This is a genomic window from Thermosipho globiformans (assembly GCF_003990895.1).
Lineage (GTDB): Bacteria > Thermotogota > Thermotogae > Thermotogales > Fervidobacteriaceae > Thermosipho > Thermosipho japonicus.
The window spans coordinates 49,300-73,118 of sequence record NZ_BHXD01000006.1; the positions used below are offsets into that span (position 1 = coordinate 49,300).

A 23,819-nucleotide genomic window follows, 5' to 3' on the forward strand; every position below is an offset into this window, starting at 1 on the left:
CGTTTGTTTTAATCCGTTAGATATCCATTATCTTCTGCAATCCAGAGTATTTCTTTGAATGTTTGATTTACATTTTGCTCTGTGACAAATATATTTATTGCATCCATGAGAGCTGTGGCAAATGATTCTGGAGCAGCTGAACCATGTATTATGGAAGGACAGATTGCTTTTGTAGAAAAGTCATTCATTGACCATTTTAGATATACATCGTATTTTGACTTATCTGCATCAATTCTTGCAGGTATTGATCCTTTAATTGGATTAAAGGTATCTTGAGCCTCAACAGTTGCAAGGAATTTTAACCACTTTATAGCATTTTCTCTATGAGGAGCATTTTTTGGCAATCCGAAGGTGTCTGAAACGAGCATGAATGCATCTTGAGTACCTGGAAGTGCAAACCATCCAAAGTCAACTCCAGGTTTCCATCCAAGTGTCTTTAAATATCCTTCTGCCCAGTCGCCCATCATGTTACAGAATGCTTTTCCTTCAAAAACCATTCTTGTTGCATCTTGCCAAGTTAGAGCGGAATGGTCTGAATTTACATATGCAAGAATGTCTTTTAAAATTGAAAGAGCTTGTTTTATAGCAGGATCATTAAATGATGCTTCACCTTTCCACAATTTGTTGTATTTTTCTGGTCCAAGTTCTGCGAGCATTATACTTTCAAAAAGATGAAGTGATGTCCATTTGTTTTTATCACCAAGTGCTATACCAACGTATCCCATTTTTTTAGCCTTATCAAGATATGTCAAAAATTCGGGCCATGTTGTTGGTTCTTTTGTCATTCCAATTTCTTTTGCAATTTTTTTGTTGTAGAAAACAACATTTGCTCTATGAACATTCACGGGAACGGAATAAACTTCACCCTTGTAGCTAACGATTTCTATAAGGTCTTTTGGGAACTTGTTGTATGCTCCTATCTCTTTCAAAATCCAAGTAATTGGTTCCATGAGTCCTGGAATTACATAAGTATCTGTAAGTTCCATACCAGCGTGAACTTGGAAGGAATCTGGAGGATTTCCTCCTAGCATCCTGGTTTTCAATACTGCTTTTGCATTAGTACCGGCTCCACCAGCAACTGCTGCATTGATAATATGAATATCTGGATAATATTTGTTAAAGAGATTAAATAATGCAAGTAAACCTTCTTCTTCACCGCCACCTGTCCACCAACTAAATATTTCTAAAGCGTTTTCTGTAGCAAAGATACTAAGTGATAAGATTATTGCAATGGTTATTATAAGAATCTTTTTCATCACTTTCACCTCCCCGTTTTTTGGTTAAACTTATTTTAACATATTTGTATGAAAATATTTTTGAGTAGATTTTCAGAGAAAAAATAAGAAACGGACTGAATTTTTAAAATAAAAATAATAAACAAGAGAAAATAAAGTATAATTTTTCTTATTTTATATTGGATAAAAATATGCTAAAATCTCTTTAAGAGAGGTGAATAAGTTGCTTTTTATCGTTTTAAATATTTTTCTTGGAGCACTTCTTGCAAATTCAATAGCACCGCTTATGCCTATTTTTCAGGAAAAATTAAATGCAACTGTTGCGTTTTCTTCTTTCATACCAGTAGTTAATACAGCTGGTACTACAATATTTTCGTTTATTATTTCATTTTTTATTAATAAATTAGGTTTAAAAAGGACTTATTTCATTGGTTATACATTTTTGTTATTTTCCTTATTAATACTTTCTTTCTTTGAAAGCTTGAATTTTATATTAATTGGAGTTTTTTTAATGGGAGCAGGACTTTCTATTGTTTTTACATCTTCTACAACTTTTCTTAGTCACTTTGAAGATCCAAAATTTGGAGTATTTCATGGTTTTTTTGGACTTGGAGGAATATTATCACCGATGTTTGTTTCATTCTTTTTTAAAAGCAGTATATCATATAAGTATCTTTATTTAGTTTATCTTTCTTTTGGAGTTTTCCTCCTTGTCTGGAATATAAATATGAAATTTCCTGATATAAAGATTAATGAAAATTCTTTTTCAAAATCTAAACCATACTTAAAACCACTCTTTTATATAACCGTACTTTCTTTGTTCTTTTATTCGGCTAGTGAAATAAGTACCATTACGTGGGCACCTAATTTGTTTTTAGAATTTGGCTTTACAAAGCAACAAGCTGCATTATTTTTGAGTATTTTTTGGGGAGTGTTTACTTTTTCACGTTTTTTAATGGATTTTCAGCTAAAGCTCGTTAATTACAGATTTTATGTCTTGACAATTACTTCTTTATCTTTTATCTTTCTATCTTTATTAATTGTCTTAAAAATGCCCTTTTTGTTTTATCTTTTTGGTCTATCAATGGGGGCAATTTTTCCATTGATACAAAGAAATGCTAATATAAAATTGGATAAGAGTGAAGTTGGCTTTTTAAATGGTATTACTTATTCGGCAACCGGTATAGGGTCACTTCTTTTCATTTCCATTATGGGATACATTTCAAAATTTAGTATAAGAGCAATGTTTGTGGTACCAATAATTGGTTTGGCAGTTGTATTTTTACTTCAAAAAAATCTACGAGATTAAGGAGTGAAGAATGAAACTTGCAATAGTTTGTGGAACGAGGCCAGAGGTTATTAAGGTTGCACCAGTTTATTTAAAGGCGAAAGAGATGGGGCTTGATGTAAAATTAATTGCAACCGCACAGCATAGACAGATGATGGATATGATGCTTAATGTATTTTCCATCAAGCCAGATTATGATTTAAACATAATGATTGAAAATCAAACACTTAATTTGATTTCTTCTCGTATATTTTCTAGAATTGATGAAATTTTTGAGAGAGAAAAATTTGACTGGCTTTTTGTTCAGGGAGATACTACAACTGCAATGACAAGTGCCATTGCATCATTTAACAGAGGAGTAAAGGTTGGACATATAGAGGCAGGCCTGAGAAGTAACAATTTGAAAGATCCATTTCCTGAAGAGATGAATAGAAGAGTTATTGATCAAGTATCAGACCTAATGTTTGCTCCTACAAAAAATGCATATGAAAATTTGAAAAGGGAAGGATACGATGATGAAAGAATAAAAATAACAGGTAATACCGTTGTTGATGCACTGTACTATGTAAAGAACAAGTTTGATCTTGAAAAAATTAGAAAAAGTTTGATTGATGTTAAAGACTATGTTCTTGTAACGCTTCATAGAAGAGAAAATTGGGGAGAAAAGATGAGAAAAATATTAAAGGGGATAAAAAAGTTTTCAGTTGAGAAAAATATGCCAATAGTGTTTCCGGTTCATTTAAATCCAAAGGTTAGGAAAGTAGTTAATGAAGAGCTGGAAAATTTTAAAAATGCAAAATTATTAGATCCAGTAGGCTATGTTGAATTTTTAAGTTTACTTTCAGGGGCAAAAATAGTAGCTTCTGATAGCGGTGGTATCCAGGAAGAAGCTCCAAGTTTTGGAAAATTTGTGGTTGTCTGCAGAAATACGACGGAAAGGCCGGAACTAATAGAAAGTGGATATGGAGTTCTTGCGGGCACTGAAGAAGATTCTGTCTATAAAAGTTTAATTGAAGGCCTTGATAAAGAATTGAAGTTTGATAATCCATTTGGTGATGGAAAGGCATCGGAAAAAATACTATCTGCTGTGATATAATCATTTACGGGTGGTGAGAAGGTATGGAGAGGATGTATGTTTTAATTGGAGTTTCTGCAATTTTAATAGCAGGCCTTTTATTCTTAGTTTTTCCAAAAACAAGTGTTATAGAATTTTCCGGGGTTGTAGTAAGAGAAATCCCGAAAAATTCTATAATTGTTGAGAAAGATCTTGCTGTAGCAGAGAGGATCAAAAAGTTATATGAAGAAGGTAATCTTTTCGTTTTTGAAGGTAGTGTGACATTACCTCAAAGAGATGAAAATAAAGCTTGGCAGCAGGCTGCAAATAAGGCAAGAGAAGAACTTGCAGCCTTTTTGGGTACTAAGATAACATCTGATAGCTCTTTAAATGAAAAAATTTTTGGAGTAAGATCAGCTTTTGGATATGAACAAGATGTGAATGTGGTTGTTAATAATTTTGTTGTAAGCTCAAAGGTTATTGCAAAATGGAAAGTTCCTGTGAAAAAGGGATTTTTTGAGTATCACGTTCTTGTGTTTTATGACCCTGATTTGATCGAAAGTGTTAGTAAAAAACAGCAACAAAGTATGCAATTATACTTTGTTGTATACGATGTTAAAAAAGAAAGAGTTATAAAAATTGAAAAGGTAGATGACATTGCACGCTACAAGGAAAAGTTTGAGCTTGCTAGAAAGAGCGGAAAAGTTGTTGTATTTGAGGTGAGAAACAAAAAAATAATTGTAAAAAGCAATATTGAAGCTTTAAGGATTGTAAAAAATGCAAATCTTGAAGATGGAAAGTACAGACTTTTATATGTGAGAAACAAAGAATATATTTATGCATTTATTTTGAAGGGGGAATAACGTGGAACATCATATTTATGCGATATTAATTGGTTATTTTTTGGGTGCGATCCCTTTTAGCTTTTTAATTGGAAAGCTTAAAGGAATTGATATAAGAAAAGTTGGAAGTGGAAATGTTGGCGGAACAAATGTTTTAAGAAGTGCAGGTGCATTTTACGGGGCACTTGCCTTTTTTCTTGATATTTTAAAGGGATATTTGGCTGTTGTTTTTGTAAGTAGCCTTGGAATTAATGCAATGCTACTTTCTGGAAGTTTTGCAGTTTTTGGACATTGTTTTCCTATATATTTAAAGTTTAAGGGTGGAAAGGGTGTTGCTACAACCTTTGGTGTTTTTCTTGCAATAAATCCATGGAGTGGGTTGGTATTTTTTCTCATTTGGCTTTTAATAGTAATTTTTACAAAGTATGTTTCCCTTGGTTCTATAGTAGGTCTTTTAGGAGCATCAATCTTTACATTTTTTATTGGAAAAGATTATTGGGTGATTTTTCTTGCACTTTCCCTCTTTTCAATGCTCAGGCATAGGGAAAATATAAAAAGGCTTTTAAATGGAAATGAAAGAAAGACGGATGTTGTTAAATACTTTTTTGGAAAGGGGAAAAAAAATTGAAAAAATTTCTTCCTCTGATATTTTTGTTAATTTCCGTTATATCATTTTCTATTTTAACTGAAGAGCAAAGCAGGGCTTTTTTAAGTGAGGCTATAAAGCTTTGGAGTGAAGGAAAATATGCAGAGGCAAGTTTAAAAATGGATGATGCAATGACTGGAAGTATTTCTGCAAGGGAAATACCTTGGTTTTGGTATGTTAAAGCAAAGATAGATATTTACAACGATCAAGTTGATGCAGCACGTGAGAATTTGAAAACACTTTTAACTATTACTAATATTCCAGAAATAATGGAGCTGTATAAAAAAATAGAGGTTTTTAACTCCCCTGAAAATTTCGAGGTGAAAGATTATAAACTAAAATTTGTAAATAGCGTTTCTGGGAAAGAAGGTCTTACAGAGTATTTTTATTCCCCTGTAGGCCTTGCAGTATACGGTGAAAAGGTTTATGTGATCGACAAAAAAAATAAAAGACTTATAGTTTTAGACGATTTTAAAATGTCGAATATAATTAAACTTCCATATAATCCAAGGAGTATAGCTGTAGATTCTTTTGGGAAAGTGTATATTTCATCGGAAGATTCTATATATACCCTAGAAAATCAGGAACCAATCTACACAGGTTTAAAAAGTCCTATAATTGCCGGAGTTGACAGAGCTAATAGATTAGTTGTTGTCGATGCTTCAAAGATTTATATCTTTTCTGATGGTGTGATTGAAAAAAATCTTCCGCTTCCAACAATTGCACTAGATTGTGATATTAATTATGAAAATTTATATATATTAGATGCATTTTCAAATCAGATATTAGTGTATAATCTTTATACACTTGAGCTAAAGAATAGAATAAAGTTAAAAGATAAAATTTGGAGTTTTGAAGTAACTCCTGCAGGCCAATTAATATATTTTGACGGAAATAAGATAATTGCAGGTGGTAATGAATTTAAAATTAATTCAACTCCGATGTTTATTGAATATTCTTATCCACACCTTTTTGTGATTGATTGGAAGAGTGATACGATAAATTGGTATTTATTAAAAGATGATCTTCCTATTTTTGTTAAAGTAGAAAGTTTTGAAACAAGTGATGCCACATTAACTGCACATGTATGCCTTGAGGATTATTTTGGTGACGATATATACCTTGCTAAAGATTTTTTAAATATATATGAGGAAGATGTCAGAGAATTTGCACAAATTGAAGGAGAACAAGACACAATATATCCAACATCAGATATTTCAAATAGCCTTTTAACTGATAGATTTCTTGGAAAAGTAATTGTAAAAAATGATAGGTGGAAATTTACGGGAGGAGCTCCAATTGAGTTTGAAAAGAGAGGGAAATTTAAATGGAAGATCACATACAACTATGCAAAAATATTTCCTTTACCGCTTGTAAAGGTATCTGTGAAATTTGAAGTTGCAGATGAAAAATTTACTGATATATTTGTGTATACGGAGGAAGTTGTAAATGGAGGAGAAGCTAATAAAGGCGATTGAATTGTCAAAGCAGGGAAAATTTGATGAAGCCGAAAAAATTTACAGAGAACTTATAAAGGAAAATGTGCCTGAAGCGTATAATAACCTTGGAAATATATATAGAAGAAGAGGTTTAATTGCAAAGGCAATAGAGTACTACAAGCAAGCGTTACAGATAAAACCAGATTTTGCAGAGTGTTATTTTAACATGGGTTGTGCGTTCATGGAGATAGATAATTATTCTCTTGCAATATTTAACTTTGAAAAGGCTGAAAAGTTGGGATTTAGGGATTTTGAGCTTAATGTGCAACTAGCACTATGTTATCTTGCAACTGGAAATAATAGAAAGGCACAAGAGCGAATGAAAGATGAAAAAGTTCGGCAGGAAGTTTTAAAATATATTGAGGGGTGAAACCATGGCTGAATTAGAGCACTACCTTCGACCTTTATATGATTATTGGTATTATTCATTGATTGCTGGTGTTTTTCTTCTCTTTGCTGCAAAATTTGTTGAAAAATTATCTGTTGCAATATTTGGGTTTATAATTGGTATTAACATGTTATTTCCAGCAATAGTTGAAAGAGTTCCGCAAATTAAGGAATGGCTTTCGAATCCAACGTATTATCAAATTTCAATGGTTGTTTTTGGTGTTATTACTGCTGCGGTTTTGTATGCAATATATAAGTCTATAACATTTATCTTTGGATTTTTAATAGTTGGTGCCCTTGGTTATTATATAGCAAACTTTATAATCGGTTATTTTGGAATTACTTTATCGTTTGACCCATTGTATTTATACGCAGGTGTTGCAGTTGTACTTGGAATATTAGGTGGAATTGTAACTTATAAAAAGAGTGCAGAGGTAATAGGTATTTTGTCTATTCTTGTAGGAGCTGGCACTATTTCTGCAGTTATAATCGGCTTTATTTTAAAAGGTGATTTTTCAAAGGTAGATGAACCGTTCTTTTCTTCTGTAGCGATAGTTATTTTTCTAATTCTTGTAATTTCAGGATTTGTGATTAATTTTAAAAAGAAAAAAGAATAGTTTTTGGAGGTGAATTGTTTTGAGACTTTCAATTAATTGGCTAAAAGATTTTGTAAATATTGAAAAGAGTGCAGAGGAGATTGCTGAAAAGCTTAGTTTAACGGGGACAAATGTAGAAGAAGTAATTAATCCTTTCGATGTTGAAGGAAAAATAGTTGTTGGAAAGGTAATAGATGTTGAAAAACATCCTAATGCAGATAAATTAATTGTATGTAAGGTTGATGTTGGTGATCAAACAAAGACGATTTTAACCGGAGACCTCAGTGTTTCCAAGGGAGATACAGTACCGGTAGCACTTGAAGGTGCTAGACTTTTTGATTTAAAGATTGTTCCAAGAAAGATGCGTGGAATATTGTCTGAAGGTATGATGTGTTCTCTTCAAGAGTTAGGTCTTGAAGAAAAATCAAGTGGAGTGTATAAGTTTAAAGAAGAAGTACAACCAGGAACGGATGTAGTTGAATACTTTGGATTAAAAGACAAAGTACTTGATATAGAAATTACACCAAATAGACCTGATTGTCTCAGCGTTATAGGTATTGCAAGGGAAGTTTCCGCAATTTATGATGTTGATTTGAATTTGAAAATTAAGAATATAGAAGGGAAAGAAAAATTTCCAGTTGAGATAAGAATTGAAAGTGATGGTTGCTATAGGTATACTGCAAGGGTTATAAGGAATGTTACAGTAAAAGAAAGCCCTATGTGGCTTAAAAAAAGACTGATTGCAGCTGGATTAAGGCCAATAAACAATATTGTTGATATCACAAATTATGTAATGCTTGAAACTGGACATCCAGTGCATGCGTTTGACTTGAAAAACGTTCCAAAGATAGTTGTAAAAGATGCAAAAGGTGGAGAAGAGGTACTACTTTTGGATGAAAACAAATACAAGCTTTTGGGTGGAGAAGTATTGATTACTGACGGTGAAAAGATACTAGCACTTGGTGGAGTAATGGGCGGAGAAGAATCAGGAGTAAAGGATGATACAAAAGATATTCTCCTTGAAGTTGCTATGTTTGATCCTGTTAGGATAAGAAAAACATCAAAAGCACATGGAATTATAACAGATTCTTCTTATAGATTTGAAAGAGGTGTAGATCCAAACGATGCGATGTATGTTATAAATAGGCTTACAGAGCTCATTTTAGAGCTTTCCGGTGGAACACCTACTGACATTCTAGATCTTTATCCAAGAAAAATTGATAGAACTGAGATCGATTTTGATTTTAATTTTACAAACAAGGTTGTTGGAGAAAATATTGAAGAAGATGTACAAAGAAAGATTCTAGGTAGATTAGGTTTTGAGGTAGAAGGTAATAAAGTATTTGTTCCAACGTATAGGTATTTTGATGTTACAAGACCTATAGATCTTGTAGAAGAAATTTCAAGAATATACGGGATGGAAAAGATAGAAAGTGAACCTTTTAGGATATTGATAAATAGCAATTCAAGAAGTAAAAATCAAAAGCTAAGATATAAATTAAAAGATGCTTTAAAAGCGGAAGGCTTTTTAGAGGCAATGAGTTTGTCTTTTGTATCTAATGATATAGTAGACAAATGGAACTTTACCGGTTTTAGTGTGAGGATTTCAAATCCAATTAATGAAGAGATGGCTGTTATGAGACCATCATTACTGTATGGGCTTCTTGATTCTCTTTCGTATAATTACAAAAGACAAAATAGAGATGTAAAGCTATTTGAAGTTGGGAAGGTATTTATTGAAGAATACGGCCAACCTAAGGATGTTGAGAAATTAGCGTTTGTTGCAACGGGAAGGATTAATAAAAGAGATTATACAGATCAAAGAATGATCGATTTTTATACCTTTAAAGGTTATGTTGAAAATTTAGCCGAAGAGTTTAACCTAAAATTTGAATTTGAGCCAGCAGAAGTTGAGGGATTTGTTCCTACAAGGTGTGCAAAGATTCTTTTAAATGGTCAAGAAATAGGTGTTATGGGAATGCTCGATGATGAGATGATGGATAAATTTTACGATGTAAAAGATGAAGTTTACGCACTAGAAATACTGACCCAACCTTTGTATGAAAATTACGTGGAGGTTCCAGAATACAGGGAAAGTTCACAATTTCCATCTGTAAGACGTGATGTTTCACTTCTTGTTCCAAATGACTTTTTGATGGGAAAGGTAATTGAAAGTCTTTATAAGTATAAATACGTTGAAGAAGCTGGTATATCTGATGTTTATGCTGGAAAAGGAATAGAAGAAGGATACAAGAGTGTGACGGTTTATTGTGTGTTTAGAGCAGAAGATAAAACATTAAGTGAGGATGAGGTAAATAAGATCTGGGAAAAGATTAAGAAAGATTTGATATACAAATATCCATTGAAATTGAGATTTGAGGAGGTCTGATATGAAATCCGGATTTGTCGCACTTGCTGGAAAGCCAAATGTAGGAAAATCTTCTATTGTTAATGCGATAGTCGGTAAAAAAATTTTAATTGTTTCAGATAAACCACAAACCACAAGGAATAGAATAAATGTTATACATACTACTGATGATTTTCAAATAATATTTGTAGATACACCTGGAATACATAAGCCATTGTACAGGCTTGGAGAATACATGGTTAAGGCAGCAGTAAGTGCACTAAAAGGTGTTGATTTAATCTTGACCGTTGTGGATGCAAAAGAAGGAGTTGGAAAACCAGAAAGGTTTGTCTTTGATTATGTAAACCAATCAAAGACAAAAACTATAGGTGTAATAAATAAAATTGATCTTGTAGATGCTAAAAAGGTCGAACAAATTTATAATGAAATGAAGAATAGTCTTGAAAATTGTGTGAACATAGTAAAGACCTCTGCTGTAAGGGGAGAAGGAATAAAAGAACTTTTAGATCTAATTGTTGAAAACCTTGAAGAGGGACCTCAGTACTATCCTGAAGATATGATAACTGATAGACCTCTATCTTTTATGGCATCTGAGATAATAAGGGAAAAGATTTTTCATCATACATATGAAGAGGTTCCACATTCTGTTGCTGTCATAATAGAAGAAATAAAAGAAAGAGATAATGGGGTATTGTACATACGCGCAAATATATACGTTGATAGAAATAGTCAGAAGGGAATAATTATTGGTCATAAAGGAAATATGATAAAAACAATTGGTCAGGAGGCAAGAAAAGAAATAGAATATCTTGTTGGTGGTAAAGTTTTTCTTGATTTACATGTAAAGGTGAAAAAAGATTGGCGTAATAAGGACTTTATTATATTAAATGAAATCGGAATGAGGGATGATTTAAAGGATTAAATATGAGGGTATGTATAATATATGATACTAAAAGAAGATCGACAGAGCTTTTTGCTAAGTGGATAAAAGAAGCTTTTGAAAAAAATGGTGCAGTTGTAGATGTCTTTAAGGTTAATGAATTCAATGGTGATTTTTCATATGATCTGTTTGTTGTTGGATCACCTATTTACTATGAAAAACCTTTAAAGAGCATAACTAATTTTCTACAAAAATATTCGGATGAATTGAGTATAAAAAATGTAGCTTTGTTCATAGTATGCATGGCCCAAATTTTTGGAAAAGCAGGTAAAGCATATATTGAAAAGCAATATCTAAAAGCTCTTGAAAGCAAAGTAGAAAATCTAATGTTTAAAAGTGCCGTGTTTAAAGGATGGATAAGAAAAGTAAATTTAGAAGAGAAAAAAGAAGTTTTTAAATGGGTGAATAGTTTAATTGAAAAACTTGAAGGGGAGGTGTAAGGATATGCAAAATTTTGTGTTTTATACCCCAACAAAACTTGTCTTTGGAAAAAATACCGTCGAAAAGATAGGAGAATATTTAAAAAAGGATAACGTTAAAAAGGTTCTTCTTCTTGCAGGTGGGGGTTCTATTAAAAAGAATGGAGTATATGAAAAGGTAGTAAGATCACTTGTGGAAAATGGTATTGAAAAAGTGGAAGTTTGGGGAGTAAGACCTAATCCAGTATTGTCTAAGGTAAAGGAAGCAATTTCTGTTGCAAAAAATGAGAATGTAGATGCAATACTTGCGGTTGGTGGTGGTAGTGTAATAGATAGTGCAAAAGCGGTTGCAGCAGGTGTAAAATACCAAGGAGATGTTTGGGACTTTTATTCTGGAAAAGCAAAGGTGAAAGAAGCTATGCCTTTGTATACAATATTAACTCTTTCTGCAACTGGAACTGAAATGAATGGTAATTCTGTTGTAACAAACGAAGAAACGCTTGAGAAATTTTCTTTTAGTTCAATTCACGTTTATCCTAAAGTCTCTGTAGTTGACCCGGAAGTGCAATATACATTGCCGCAAAATCAACTTGTAAATGGCGCCGTTGATGCTATATCACATGTTATGGAATATTACTTTGATGGTGAAGAAGTTTCTTTAACAGATAGAATTGATGAAGGTATAATAAAGACTATAATACAGACTACTGAAGTTTTACTTGATGATCCCAAAAATTACGATGCCAGAGCTAATTTTGCCCTTTCTACTACCCTTGCTTTAAATGGAGTATCTGGCCTTGGACATAAAGGTGGAGATTGGTCATCTCACGCTATAGAACATGCTCTTAGTGCACTAAATCCTGATGTAGCTCATGGTGCAGGACTTGCTGTTGTCTTTCCTGCATGGATGAAATATGTATATAATCAAGCACCAGAAAGATTTGTTCAATTTGGTGAAAATATCTTTGGATTGAAAAATTGCAAACCCGAAGAAGCAATTAATGCACTAAGTCAATGGTATAAAAAAATAGGAGCTCCAACAACATTAAAGGAACTTGGCTTTAAGGAAGAAGATATTGAAAAATTAACCGAAATTGCCTCAAAAATGACTCCTATGGGTAAACTAAAAAAGCTTGAAAGAGATGATATTAAAAAGATATTAGAAATAGCATATTAAGGTTCCAGCAAGCGCTGGAACCTTTATTTATTCTATTGTGTGGTATAATAACTTTAAAAGGGGGTATTTATTAAATGAAGGTTTTATACGCACAATCAGGTGGAGTAACCAGTGTTATAAACGCATCGGCATATGGGGTTTTGGATGAAGCAAAAAAAGCTGGACTTGAGGTATATGTTGGTATTCATGGAATTTCTGGAGTTTTAAGAGAAAATCTTTTAAGAATAAATGACATTGATATAGAAGGCCTTAGATATACGCCTTCAGCAGCTTTTGGTTCTTGTAGGAGGAAACTCAAAAATCAGGAGGATATCAATAAATTATTTGAAATTTTCGAAAAGTATGAAATAGAGTATTTCTTTTACAACGGTGGAAATGATTCTATGGATACAGCATGGAGGTTGCATAACGAAGCTCAAAAAAGAAACTTTCCGCTCAAAGTTATAGGTGTTCCAAAAACTATTGACAATGATTTGCCTTATACTGACCATTGTCCAGGATATGGTTCAGCTGCAAAGTATATAGCAACTGCAATGATGGAGGCTACTCTTGACTTGAGAAGTATGTATGCTGATTCCACACGCGTTTTTGTAATGGAAATAATGGGAAGGCATGCCGGTTGGCTTGCGGCTGCAGCTGGACTTGGCTGGTTAAACGGCATAGGACCAGATATTATCCTTTTCCCGGAAGTTGTTTTTAATAAAGAAAGATTTCTTGATAGGGTAGATGAAACAATCAGAAGAAAAGGCTATTGTTCAATAGCGGTTTCTGAGGGTATAAAGTACGAAGATGGATTTTTTGTTGCTGATATGGGATATACGGATAGTTTTGGGAATAGACAGCTTGGTGGTGTAGGGTTTACAATAGCAGGTATGGTAAGATCAGAACTTTCCTTGAAGACTCACGTTGCAATTCCCGATTATCTTCAAAGAAGTGGAAGGCATATAGCAAGTAAAACGGATGTCGAAGAAGCAGAAGGTGTAGGAAGAGAAGCAGTAAGGTTAGCACTTTCTGGTGTCTCAGGAGTAATGGTAACTATTAAAAGAATAAGTAATGATCCATACAAGGTTGAATTTAAAACTGTAGAACTGAATAAGGTTGCAGAACAGACAAAGTATCTCCCAGAAGATTTTCATAACGAATTTGAAGTGACTGATAAATTTATAGAGTATGCAAAACCGTTAATTGAAGGAGAATTTTTCCCACCATTTAAAAATGGTCTTCCTGATTATTTGATAATTGAGGAGGTAGAGCAACAATAGCCTTTGTTGTATTTTCAATTTTTCAGATATTATTTGTATTTACACTTTACCTTATTAAAAAAACAAGATATACGTTATTTATAATTCCACTTTCTTCTATATATCTTTTATTTCAAAGGTTTGATATTGTTTTAAATGGATATGGAGGAGTCCGTCTAGTTATGGATTCTTCCTCTTTTTATTTTATTTTAACCAATATTGTAGTTACTATTTTGGTTTCTTTTCAAATAGTTAAATATGCAAATGAAAATACATTTTTTTTCTTTTCTCTTTTGCACCCTATTTTGAATTTACTTTTTATTTCTCACGATTTATTTAATATTTATGTTTTGCTTGAAACAATAACTTTGTTAATAACTCTTTTGATACTGTCATCTGAAAAGTTTGAGCATAAACTTACTGCATTAAAATACATATTTGCAAGCTCTCTTGCAATGAGTTTTTATCTTATTGGAGTTGGTATGTATTATTATGTTAATGGCACTTTTGATATACTAGATGTTAATGGTTTGTCTGGTTTTTTGATAAAGGCGGCTCTTTTTTCAAAATCTGGTATTTTTTTGTTTGGAATGTGGCTTCCTGAGGTTCATTCCAATGTTGAGTCTGAGGTTTCTGCTATGCTTTCAAGTATATATACTCAATCTGCACTTTTTCCACTACTTAGAATATCCAGTGAAGATGAGTTTTTTATTGTTGGGATAATAACATTTCTTTTTGGAGTGTTTTTTTCAATTATATCTTCAGATTTAAAGAAGGTCCTTGCCTATAGTTCAATGTCTCAAATTGGATTAATGCTTTTAAACCCAATTTTTGCACCTCTTTATGTCTTTTCTCATGGGATTTCTAAAGCAATACTGTTTTTAACAACAAGATATCAAAAGCGAGATTTGAGAATAAAAAGAGAAGTTAATATTCTTTTATTTTTAACTATGCTTATTTGTTTGCTATCTCTTTCAGGTTTTTCCCTAACACTAGGTGGTTATGTAAAAAGCAAGATGGTTTATGGGATACTTTCGTATTTAATTTCATTTTTATCTTCCATTTATGCAGGCAAGATTTTAAAAGTAAAAGTTGATTTTAGATTTGAAAAAAAGTTTGTTTATTTGTTTTTAGCATCACTTATTTTAATTTTCCCATATTTTAACTTAAAGTTGTTTGTTGTAATTTTGGGAATGCTGATTGGGTTTTTGTTAAACATAAATTTTGATTTATCGTTTACCACTGAAACTATATTGACTTTGATGACATTTTCTGTTTCTATCTTTTCACTCTTTGGAGGGGTTATATGGTAGATTTTGTTCCACCGTTTGTTATTATCCTACTTTCTATATACGGGTTATTGTCTAAAAGGCATATAATTTCCAAAGTTATAGCGTTGGATGTTTTAAATACAGGAGTTGTGTATTTGTTTGTGGTAATTGCTTCAAAAGCTGGTGAATATTATCCTATAAAGACCGAAAGCGTTAAAAGTTATGCCGATCCATTCCCACAAGCAGTTATTATTACCTCCATTGTTATTGGTTTTGCCACTCTTTCACTTCTTTTAATGATTAGCATGCTTGTTGTTGAGAAAAAGAGAAAAACGGACATTGTTAAAATCGAGAAAGATTAATTTGGAACTTTTCACAATCTTTTCTTTTTTATTTTTGATAAATTTTGTATAATTTTCTTTGGAAATATTTCCAAAAAGGAAGGAGGATACTTATGAAGAAATTTTTGATTATTTTAATTCTTGTACTTTCTCTTATTTCGTTTTCTAAAGTCTTTGTTGAAGACGGAAAAGTTGTTTTTACATTTAACGAAGCGTTAGATGCAAAAGTGGTGTATTTGGCAGGAACTTTTAACAATTGGTCTCCTAATACACTTGCTATGGAAAAGGTGGATGGCGTTTGGAAAGTTTCTCTTGAACTTGAACCAGGTACTTACCAATACAAGTACGTTATTGAAGGAAAAAATTGGAAAGAAGATAGTGAAGCTCCAGGATATGTAGATGATGGTTTTGGAGGTAAAAATGGTATATTTACTTTGGTTGACAGGGATGGAACACTTGTTGTTTTAGAAGAAAAGGTCGAAAAACCAAAACTTAGAATCAATGAAGACTTTGATCCAGAATTGATGTTTGTTGATGAAGAAGGATATGTTGTAATAAGATTTAAATATGATGGACAGGCAGATTATGTAACAATCGCAGGAAGTTTTAACAACTGGGATGCACAAGATATTGAATGCTACGAAGTTGATGATGGATTATGGGAAGCTGTACTTGAACTTGACGAGGGACAATACCAATACAAATTTGTTGTAAATGGTAGTGAATGGGTTGTTGATAAAAACGCACCTGCATTTGTAGATGATGGATTTGGTGGAGAAAATGGATATTTTGAAGTTTTCAAAGAAGATGGAAAGTTAATGGTTGGGTTAAAGGATAAATAATTATTTATTTTTTACAGTGAAATGTAAATAGGAGTATGGCACGAACTACTTGAATATGTAATTAAAACTAAAAAACGCAATGATTTGAAACAAAAAGTTTTGCATTATAATTTATAAATCTTGTAAAGCTCCAAATCCTGAGGAAGGGATTTGGAGCTTTTTCATTGGATAGTATAGGAGATAATAAATTGTGTATAGAAAGATATATCAGAAAAGGAGTCTAAAAGATTTTGGAGGTGACACCTTGAAGCGAATAACTCTAAAGATTTTTTTGATAATTTCTGTATTTTTTTTGCTAATGTCTTGTGCAATAAATAGTTCAAATAAGGAATTTAGTCTTAACATAAAAGCACCTGATGTTGCGGAAGCTTCTAAAGAAGTTGATCTAATCGTTGATGGAGATATAATAGGTGCCAAAAATGTTGTGGTTGAAATTTCAAATGAATATAACGAAAAAAACATTTTGCAATTGAAAAAGATTCCAGATAGTACAAAAGTTATTTTTGAAAAACCTGGTAAATATTCTGTTATGGCAAAAGCATTGTCGTTGATTGATGGAAAAGAGTATGTAGATTACAAACCGAAAATATTTGTGTATGATCCTGAAAAGCCTCTTGTTGATGGGATAACAGTGGTTCCGGGTACTATTTTCACCGATGATGATGTTATATTACATTTATATGCAAATACATCTAATCCGGAAGTTAAGGTTGAAACAGTTGGCCTTTCAAGATATGGAAAGGAAGAAATTTCAATGACTACAAAACCAGGAGACATATTTTTGAACTTGGGAAGTTTTTCAGAAGATGGAGATAAAGAGTTTTTTGTAAAAGTCGATAATCTTGTTGGCATGGAATATGCCACCAAAGTTAACTTGAAAGTTTATCCTATTGATAAGGAGCCCCCAACGATTATTATTAATTCAAAATTTTCATATCCAACAAATTCAAATATTCAGGTATATGTAGACATCTCAGATGATGTAAAGTTATCTAGTTATGAAATATACTTAGATGGTGAGTTAAAGTTAGAAGATACGGTTGATCAAGAAGAGATGAAAAATATACCAGTTCAAATTGGAAAATTAAGTCCAGGCGATCATTCATTAATAGTTAAGGCAACAGATTGGCTAGGTAAAAAGGCGATGACAGGTAAGAGAATTCTTGTAGGAGATACTTATCTTAATTTTGAAATAGCAATATCAAATGAAACAAATCTAATACCTGGTCATTCAACTATCATTTCCGTTGTTCCAACAGAAGAAGGTATAAATTTCAAAAAGATAGTTTATTTTATTGATGGGAAAGAATATAAAAGATTTGATGGCGATGTTCAAACATTTGTTGAGTGGACTGTTGAAGAAGGAGAGCATTATATCACTGTTTATGCAGAAGATGAAAATGGAAGAGCAGGTATTAACGAAAGATTTATAAGTGTAAATGATAATAGTGCACCAAGATTGATATCAATGAGCGTTAATGGTGAAAAGCTTGATATATCTAAAACAAATAGTATTCCATTGGGAATGAATTCTATAAGTGCTTGTTTTATGGATCCAGGTGGTATTTCAAAATATGCCACCCCTATCCTTTATATAAGAGAAGATCATTACTCGGATTATTATGATATTTTGGAGATGAAGCTTTCAGAAATTTCATCAGATGAAAAGGAAGCAACATTTACTATAAATACTTCAATTGGATATGGTTATTTTTATTTCTTTGTCAAGGGTGTCTCAGATAAAGAAGGAAATGAATACCAAGGTGAGGATGTATTTACAGTTATAACAGGATATTAATTTTTGCGGAGGTGTTTTATATGAAAAAATTGACTTTACTTTTGTTTTTGGTTTCTATATTTGCTTTTTCATTGAATATAAGTACTTTATGGGATAGTGATTATATTGAGCTTCCCATGACTGGTTATGTTCAAGGGTCTGGTATTGCTGTAAAACAAACCGGAGATATTCATATAATTACAAAAGATGGATATTATTATGTCATAAATAGATTGGGAAATATTACAGGAAAATACGGAACTCCTGAAGAAAGAGGATGGAAACATATTAGCTATCCTGTTATTGTAAGCAGTAACTATATAGTTTATGTTACATCCGACTATGATGGAAAAAGTAGAATTTATTTTAGGAGTAATACAACATCAAATTATTATGAACTGTCCGGAAATATTTCGCGATCTTTGACAGCGTTTTTAGATGGAAATAATATTCATGTTTATGTGGGACTTGGTAGCAGTACTTTTAATGGTGTGTATCATATAGTTTATGATACATCTTCTGGTGCTGTGACTACTACAAACGATAAATATCAAACAGAAGGTCCTGTAGAGATTGCACCTATTTTATCGCCAAAAAAGGATTCACTTTTCGTTTTAGATTCAAAAGGAAATTTTTATAATATAGCCTTGGACTCTTCATATGATTTTGATACAACAACTGTGAATGCTATAAAATTGGGTGGTACTTTTGAAACTCCAATGGCATACAGTGAAGGTTTTATATATGCTATCAGCAGAGAAGGAACGCTCTATAGAATACCTCCTGAAGGAACAAATTCTGACGTTGATTTTATTAAACTTGGAAGCTCAAGTATGGCTGCTGGAGTTTTAGTTGATTCCAAGAATTATATATTTGTGTTTGATGATCTTGGAACAATTCACGTTGTCCAGGCTGCTGATGATTTATTGAAGCAGACTAGTTATTCAGTTGTTTCAGATTTTGAAGGATATAGATTTGCAACTACTCCGCTTCTTTTCAAGAAAAGTGATGAAAATAAAATTTATATGTTTGTGCTTTTAAACAATGATCCAGAAAAGAAAGGAAAAGTTGTTATATATTCCATGGATTATGATACATACGAGATTTCTAAAGAATGGGAAAAAGATATAGATGATACGTTCCCATTGATTGGTTCACCTGCAATGGTGCCACTTTCTTCTATAAATGAGGAAAACTATATTATTGCTTTTTCTACAATACATGATAGAATTTACGCCTATCTTGTTGATGCAAAAGGTCCTTATGGTTTCTGGGCAATGGAAGGCCAAAATTCATATAGAACAGGTTTTGTGGATTCTAATGCTCCTACATTTAGAACTAGTATAACTCTTGTTGCAAAAGATAGATTTTCAGGACTTGAGCTTTCAAAAGAAAATCTAAACGATGCCAATGGAAAATATGGTCTTGTTTATGATGCGACAGTTGTTTCTATAGCAGATAGTGGAGATATATCAACATATACCACTGAAGAATATGTAACCAATCCTAATACAAATAACAGTGACCAACAAGCTAATGACAAAATTCCAAGTGGTAGAGCAGGACTTGATAAACTCCTTGTAAAGTTTTCTACAGATACAACTTTAACTCTTTTATTTAATGACAGCTTTATTAAAAATATTACAAATGATGTAATTCCAGCACCTATTGTTGATGCTACATATTCTTTCAGGCAATTTTCTTCTGGAATACCAGGCTATGAAGCACCATATCTTGAAAGTAAAGAAGCTACAATAATTTTCGGATATGATGATAAAATAGCTGAGGTTCTTGCTGATTCAACGTTTGCAATACTTGTTAAATATAACTTTCCAAGTAGTGATGCAACAGAACTTTTAGAATTTGGAAAGGATGAAACATCTAAAACAATTGATGCATATAATTCATCTAAAGTTTCAATACCTTCTGGAACCTTTGCATATAAATGGAAAGTTTACCAATGGGATGATAATTTGCAAGGATATAGTGTTTATGATTATAAATCGATTGATAAGTTAACTTTAGGTGTGGATGATACTAAGAGAGCTCCTACATACGTTGAAATTTACTATACCGATCTTCCAGGAACTGTAACTTTTGTAGTACCTATGTATGCAGAAAGTGAGACAAGAGCGTTTATTTTAATAGATGCAGCAAAGGGAGCGCTTTCAAGCACACTATATGCAACACTTACAAGCCCTGAGCTTTCAATGACACTTTCTACAGTTACATCCGTTGAAGTTAATCCAAACTTTAGCGAAGAAGAATTGCTTACTAAATTGGATGAAAATTATATAAAAATGGTTTTTGTTGAAAACTCTCATACAGGAATATCGACAGATACAAGAGTTGCTACGATATCTCTTTGGCTTAAATTTGATGAACCAGCACTGCTTTATTTCCAAAATGAAGCAAAATTCTTTGATCTTTTCAATATAGAATTGTATACACAATTGAAAAATAACCCTGTTGAGAAAGAGTTGTATTCGAAGAATAAGTTTATAGCTAACAAATATTTGACTTTACCTGGTGATTTTAATTTAGACGGTGTTGTTGATGATGATGATTATGTAATGTTTAGGACAGCATTGATAAATTATGTAGAAAATGGAATATACGATCCAAAATACGATATAGGGCCACGTGAAAATTTTTCACCACCAAATAGAGGTTTTATTCCAGGTTTTTCAGAAAGGGACGGAAAAATAGATGAAATGGATTTAAACGTTTTCCTAGTCATGTTTGGTTACACACCACCTTCAACTGATATTGAGTATTCGGGAAATTAAGGGAGGGATTTTTGTGAAAAAGAAAATAATAATTTCTATAAGTATAGTTTTGATATTAATTTTAAGTAGTTGTGGATTGTTTCTGAAACCAAGTACTTCTTCAAATGTTTCAAAACTTGAAACTTATGTGGAAATATATGACGAATATGGAAATAGAATTTTTGTGGATGGTAAAATAAATGGATATCCGATAATTTTAAAGGATAATCAAACAGGTATTACAGTAAAAATTTCTGAAGTAAAAAGTTTAACTTTAAATACTAAGATGTTCGATTATAACTATAGTTTTGATGGTAATAAAGTTAAAATAGATTTATTTAAAAAATCGAATTTGAGTAAAAACACCGTTGAGCTTCAAAAACAACTTGATGGAAGTATAATTGTTTACACATATGAAGTTGACAAATCGAAATTGAATATATGGCTTGATAATTTACTTGAGGAAAGTTGGGCAAAAAATACCAGTGTAAAAAGTATTATATCTTCAGATGAAAATATAATTGCTTCAAATTATCTTATTTCCATTTTGAAAAGTTCACCGATCGGGACAGGTTATTTTAAGACCGGAGCAAAAGGTGATGTTAGAATAAAAAGTGTAGTTTTAAAATAGTAAATATTATAATTGTAATAATACCGCTCCTAAAGGGGGCGGTATTATTTATTTATCAATTAAATATCAATTGTGTAATTTTTTTTTAATATAATGTAACTAAAAGGTGTTTTTTTATGGTGTTTTTGATTTTAAAAGTTTTTGCTTTTAACAGATTTTGTAACTTTTTTTGATGAAATGTAAATTTGATTAAAAGTAAAATTAATAAAAAGAGTGTACAATAAAAAATGAGACATAGCAAATGGAGGTGAAATAAGTGGCAAAAAGCGTTAAGATTCTCTCTCAAATTGAGCTAATAAAGTTAACCTCCTCCGGAAATTCTGAAGCAAAAAAAGAGCTTGAAAAAAGATTAAAAGATATGGTGAATAGTGATGAAAAACACAAAAAAGGTAAATCTTGAAGCTGTTGATTTTTCAGGTTTTTCCAATAATGTTCCGCTTTTTGAAAACATTACTTTTTCGTTGAAAGAAGGAGAAATTCTTGTCCTTTACGGTCCACGTGGCTCTTCAAAATCTGCCCTTCTACGCTCTTTTTCACGTTTGAACGAGGAAGTATACGATGATATTAAATATACAGGGAGTGCTTTTGTTTGTCAACAAGATTTATTTTCCTATAGCATCAAAGAAATTAGAAATCTTGTTTTGTATGTTGATACTAATTTCTTTGAGGCTCTTGATTACCTGAGCTTTGGTGAATTTTTGGAGCTTGCTACAGGTAATGAAATGCTTTCTTTTGATGACTACATACCGCTTTTGGATGATTTTGGGATTTTAAAGGCATTAAGTGATAAGTTTAATACAAAGCTTTCTACATTTTATGTACTTGAAAAAATTTCTGCCCTCCTTTTTGTGGCCTATCTAAAAAAATCCAAGGTGATAATATTGGATTGTATCCTTGATCACCTTGATGATGAACATTTGAACAAAATTTCCAAAATTTTAAGAAAAAGCGTAGTTTCAGAGGAAAAATCACTAATAATTGCAACGCGTTTTTTCAAACGCTTCTTGCCTCTTGCTGATTTGTTTATTTCCATGAAAAATGGTAAAATTGAATTTAGGGGAGAGCCAAGAGAGTATACGATTGCGAGGTGATATTTTGGCTGTTTTATCAGTTTGTATGAATCCTGCATTAGACAGGGAGTTTTATATTAATAATTTTAAGATCGATAAATTGCATAGACTCTCTTTTGAAATGTCAAAAATGAGTCCTGGTGGAAAGGCAATTAATGTCGCTATAGATTTGTCATCTTACGGTGTTAAAACGATAGTTACAGGTTTCATTGGAGGCTATATTGGAAATATCGTACTTACTGAACTTAGAAAAGTTTCAGATTTGATTACCACAAATTTTGTCCACATAGATGGCGAAACAAGAGAAAATATTGCTATTATAGATGAGTCAAGTCATACTTTGACTGAGATAAATTCTGCAGGGCCAAGGGTTCCAATAGAGGACATTGACCATTTTTTAAGAAGATTTTCTCTAATAGTTTCTAGTGCTGATGCAGTTGTTATCTCTGGAAGTCTTCCTCAAGGTGTTCCAAATCAAATATATGGTGATTTAACAAAGATCGCCCTAAAGTACGGAAAAAAGGTTTTCTGGGAGACAAAGGATGAGATAATTCAGGAATCTTTAAAGATATCTGCACCTTGTATTTTAAGGCCTGATTTTAGAAAAGATAAGGTTTTGTTTGGAAAAGAATTGGTAACTCAGGAAGATTATATTGATGCAGGAAAAGAACTTATAAAGTATGGAATAAAAATGGTAGTTCTTTCGTATAAAATAGATTATGATATAGTGGTAACCCAAGATGGCGTGTGGTTTTTAAAGCCTCTTGTTGAAATAGAACATTCACACCTTTTGGGTACAGGAGATACGTACATGGCAGCTATGGTATATAAATGTTTTAAGTCAGATAATTTAGTTGATATAGCAAAGTATGGTTATGCGGCAGCACTTGCAAAGACTTGGTATAGAGCAAAGGTTCCACCTAAACTTGAAGATATAGAAAAAGCCTTTGAAAAATTTAAGATTGAGAGGGTGGAGTAAGATGAAAGTTAAAGATTTTTATATAAGGGATATAACCGCTGTTTTAGAAGATGAAAGTGTTTCAAGAGTACTGAAAATTCTTTCTAGACAACAAGTTACTGGAGTTCCAGTTATAAATGAAGATTACAAGGTGGTTGGATTTATAAGTGAAAATGATATAATTCGTGCAGCACTTCCAAGTTATTTTTCGCTTTTACAAACAGCTTCATTTATTCCAGATTTAAATCAATTTGTTAGAAATCTTAAGAAAATTTCTAATAGAGCTGTTTCTGAAATCATGACGAAACCTGCTATTACTATAAAAGAATCGACACCACTTTTACATGCTGCTGATTTGATGATAAGACATAGCTTAAAAATTTTACCTGTGGTGGATGAAGATGATAAATTACTTGGTGTAATAACAAGGATGAAGATTTTGGAAGCGGTTAGCAGGGAGGACTAATTT

At 32.1% G+C, this 23,819-nt stretch carries 23 protein-coding genes; 22 read left to right on the forward strand and 1 reads right to left on the reverse strand.

Annotated features, from left to right (window positions below):
* Positions 1-8: 8 nt before the first annotated feature.
* A complete protein-coding gene (locus EO083_RS05650) occupies positions 9-1,256 on the reverse strand; it encodes an ABC transporter substrate-binding protein (RefSeq protein WP_126993201.1) in 1,248 nt (415 codons plus the stop codon).
* A 193-nt stretch (positions 1,257-1,449) separates the two neighbouring features.
* Here EO083_RS05650 and EO083_RS05655 point away from each other — a divergent pair, with 193 nt between their 5' ends.
* The 22 genes from EO083_RS05655 (at position 1,450) to EO083_RS05755 (ending at position 23,816) form a co-directional block, all read left to right on the forward strand.
* Positions 1,450-2,544, forward strand: coding sequence for an MFS transporter (locus EO083_RS05655; protein ID WP_241229982.1), 1,095 nt, complete (start codon positions 1,450-1,452; stop codon positions 2,542-2,544).
* Between the two features lie 10 nt (positions 2,545-2,554).
* Positions 2,555-3,619: a non-hydrolyzing UDP-N-acetylglucosamine 2-epimerase gene (wecB, locus tag EO083_RS05660; RefSeq protein WP_126993203.1), complete on the forward strand. Its 1,065-nt coding sequence runs from the start codon at positions 2,555-2,557 to the stop codon at positions 3,617-3,619.
* 23 nt (positions 3,620-3,642) lie between these two features.
* Entirely contained in the window at positions 3,643-4,440 is a 798-nt protein-coding gene (locus EO083_RS05665; protein WP_126993204.1) for a hypothetical protein, read from the forward strand.
* A 1-nt stretch (position 4,441) separates the two neighbouring features.
* A complete protein-coding gene (plsY, locus tag EO083_RS05670) occupies positions 4,442-5,047 on the forward strand; it encodes a glycerol-3-phosphate 1-O-acyltransferase PlsY (RefSeq protein WP_126993205.1) in 606 nt (201 codons plus the stop codon).
* Positions 5,044-6,543: a hypothetical protein gene (locus EO083_RS05675; RefSeq protein ID WP_126993206.1), complete on the forward strand. Its 1,500-nt coding sequence runs from the start codon at positions 5,044-5,046 to the stop codon at positions 6,541-6,543. The genes plsY and EO083_RS05675 overlap by 4 nt, the downstream gene beginning before the upstream one ends.
* On the forward strand, positions 6,515-6,934 hold the full coding sequence (locus EO083_RS05680; protein WP_126993207.1) for a tetratricopeptide repeat protein: 420 nt from the start codon (positions 6,515-6,517) through the stop codon (positions 6,932-6,934). Before EO083_RS05675 ends, EO083_RS05680 begins: the two co-directional genes overlap by 29 nt.
* A 4-nt stretch (positions 6,935-6,938) precedes the next feature.
* On the forward strand, positions 6,939-7,568 hold the full coding sequence (locus EO083_RS05685; protein WP_126993208.1) for a hypothetical protein: 630 nt from the start codon (positions 6,939-6,941) through the stop codon (positions 7,566-7,568).
* A gap of 19 nt (positions 7,569-7,587) precedes the next feature.
* A complete protein-coding gene (gene pheT, locus EO083_RS05690; RefSeq protein WP_126993209.1) occupies positions 7,588-9,936 on the forward strand; it encodes a phenylalanine--tRNA ligase subunit beta in 2,349 nt (782 codons plus the stop codon).
* Position 9,937: 1 nt separating this feature from the next.
* Positions 9,938-10,837, forward strand: coding sequence for a GTPase Era (era, locus tag EO083_RS05695; RefSeq protein WP_126993210.1), 900 nt, complete (start codon positions 9,938-9,940; stop codon positions 10,835-10,837).
* 2 nt (positions 10,838-10,839) lie between these two features.
* Entirely contained in the window at positions 10,840-11,295 is a 456-nt protein-coding gene (locus EO083_RS05700; protein ID WP_126993211.1) for a flavodoxin domain-containing protein, read from the forward strand.
* A gap of 4 nt (positions 11,296-11,299) precedes the next feature.
* Positions 11,300-12,451 (forward strand): iron-containing alcohol dehydrogenase, encoded by a 1,152-nt coding sequence (locus tag EO083_RS05705; protein WP_126993212.1) that lies wholly within the window; start codon positions 11,300-11,302, stop codon positions 12,449-12,451.
* Between the two features lie 74 nt (positions 12,452-12,525).
* The gene (locus EO083_RS05710; RefSeq protein ID WP_126993213.1) at positions 12,526-13,713 is read left to right on the forward strand and encodes a 6-phosphofructokinase; all 1,188 of its coding nucleotides are present in this window, start codon (positions 12,526-12,528) and stop codon (positions 13,711-13,713) included.
* Positions 13,714-13,874: 161 nt separating this feature from the next.
* Positions 13,875-15,005 (forward strand): proton-conducting transporter transmembrane domain-containing protein, encoded by a 1,131-nt coding sequence (locus EO083_RS05715; protein WP_241229983.1) that lies wholly within the window; start codon positions 13,875-13,877, stop codon positions 15,003-15,005.
* Positions 14,999-15,325, forward strand: coding sequence for an NADH-quinone oxidoreductase subunit K (locus EO083_RS05720; protein ID WP_126993215.1), 327 nt, complete (start codon positions 14,999-15,001; stop codon positions 15,323-15,325). Before EO083_RS05715 ends, EO083_RS05720 begins: the two co-directional genes overlap by 7 nt.
* A gap of 92 nt (positions 15,326-15,417) precedes the next feature.
* Complete coding sequence (locus tag EO083_RS05725; RefSeq protein ID WP_126993216.1) at positions 15,418-16,146, forward strand: early set domain-containing protein; 729 nt, start codon at positions 15,418-15,420, stop codon at positions 16,144-16,146.
* Between the two features lie 244 nt (positions 16,147-16,390).
* Positions 16,391-17,944, forward strand: coding sequence for a hypothetical protein (locus EO083_RS05730; RefSeq protein ID WP_126993217.1), 1,554 nt, complete (start codon positions 16,391-16,393; stop codon positions 17,942-17,944).
* A gap of 20 nt (positions 17,945-17,964) precedes the next feature.
* The gene (locus tag EO083_RS05735) at positions 17,965-20,712 is read left to right on the forward strand and encodes a hypothetical protein (RefSeq protein WP_126993218.1); all 2,748 of its coding nucleotides are present in this window, start codon (positions 17,965-17,967) and stop codon (positions 20,710-20,712) included.
* A gap of 13 nt (positions 20,713-20,725) precedes the next feature.
* Positions 20,726-21,322: a hypothetical protein gene (locus tag EO083_RS05740; RefSeq protein ID WP_126993219.1), complete on the forward strand. Its 597-nt coding sequence runs from the start codon at positions 20,726-20,728 to the stop codon at positions 21,320-21,322.
* Positions 21,323-21,578: 256 nt separating this feature from the next.
* Complete coding sequence (locus EO083_RS09880) at positions 21,579-21,722, forward strand: hypothetical protein (RefSeq protein WP_004100797.1); 144 nt, start codon at positions 21,579-21,581, stop codon at positions 21,720-21,722.
* Entirely contained in the window at positions 21,694-22,413 is a 720-nt protein-coding gene (locus EO083_RS05745) for an ATP-binding cassette domain-containing protein (RefSeq protein ID WP_126993220.1), read from the forward strand. The genes EO083_RS09880 and EO083_RS05745 overlap by 29 nt, the downstream gene beginning before the upstream one ends.
* Positions 22,414-22,417: 4 nt before the next feature.
* On the forward strand, positions 22,418-23,371 hold the full coding sequence (locus EO083_RS05750; protein WP_126993221.1) for a 1-phosphofructokinase family hexose kinase: 954 nt from the start codon (positions 22,418-22,420) through the stop codon (positions 23,369-23,371).
* Position 23,372: 1 nt separating this feature from the next.
* Positions 23,373-23,816, forward strand: a complete 444-nt coding sequence (locus tag EO083_RS05755; RefSeq protein ID WP_126993222.1) for a CBS domain-containing protein — start codon at positions 23,373-23,375, stop codon at positions 23,814-23,816.
* Positions 23,817-23,819 lie beyond the last annotated feature (3 nt).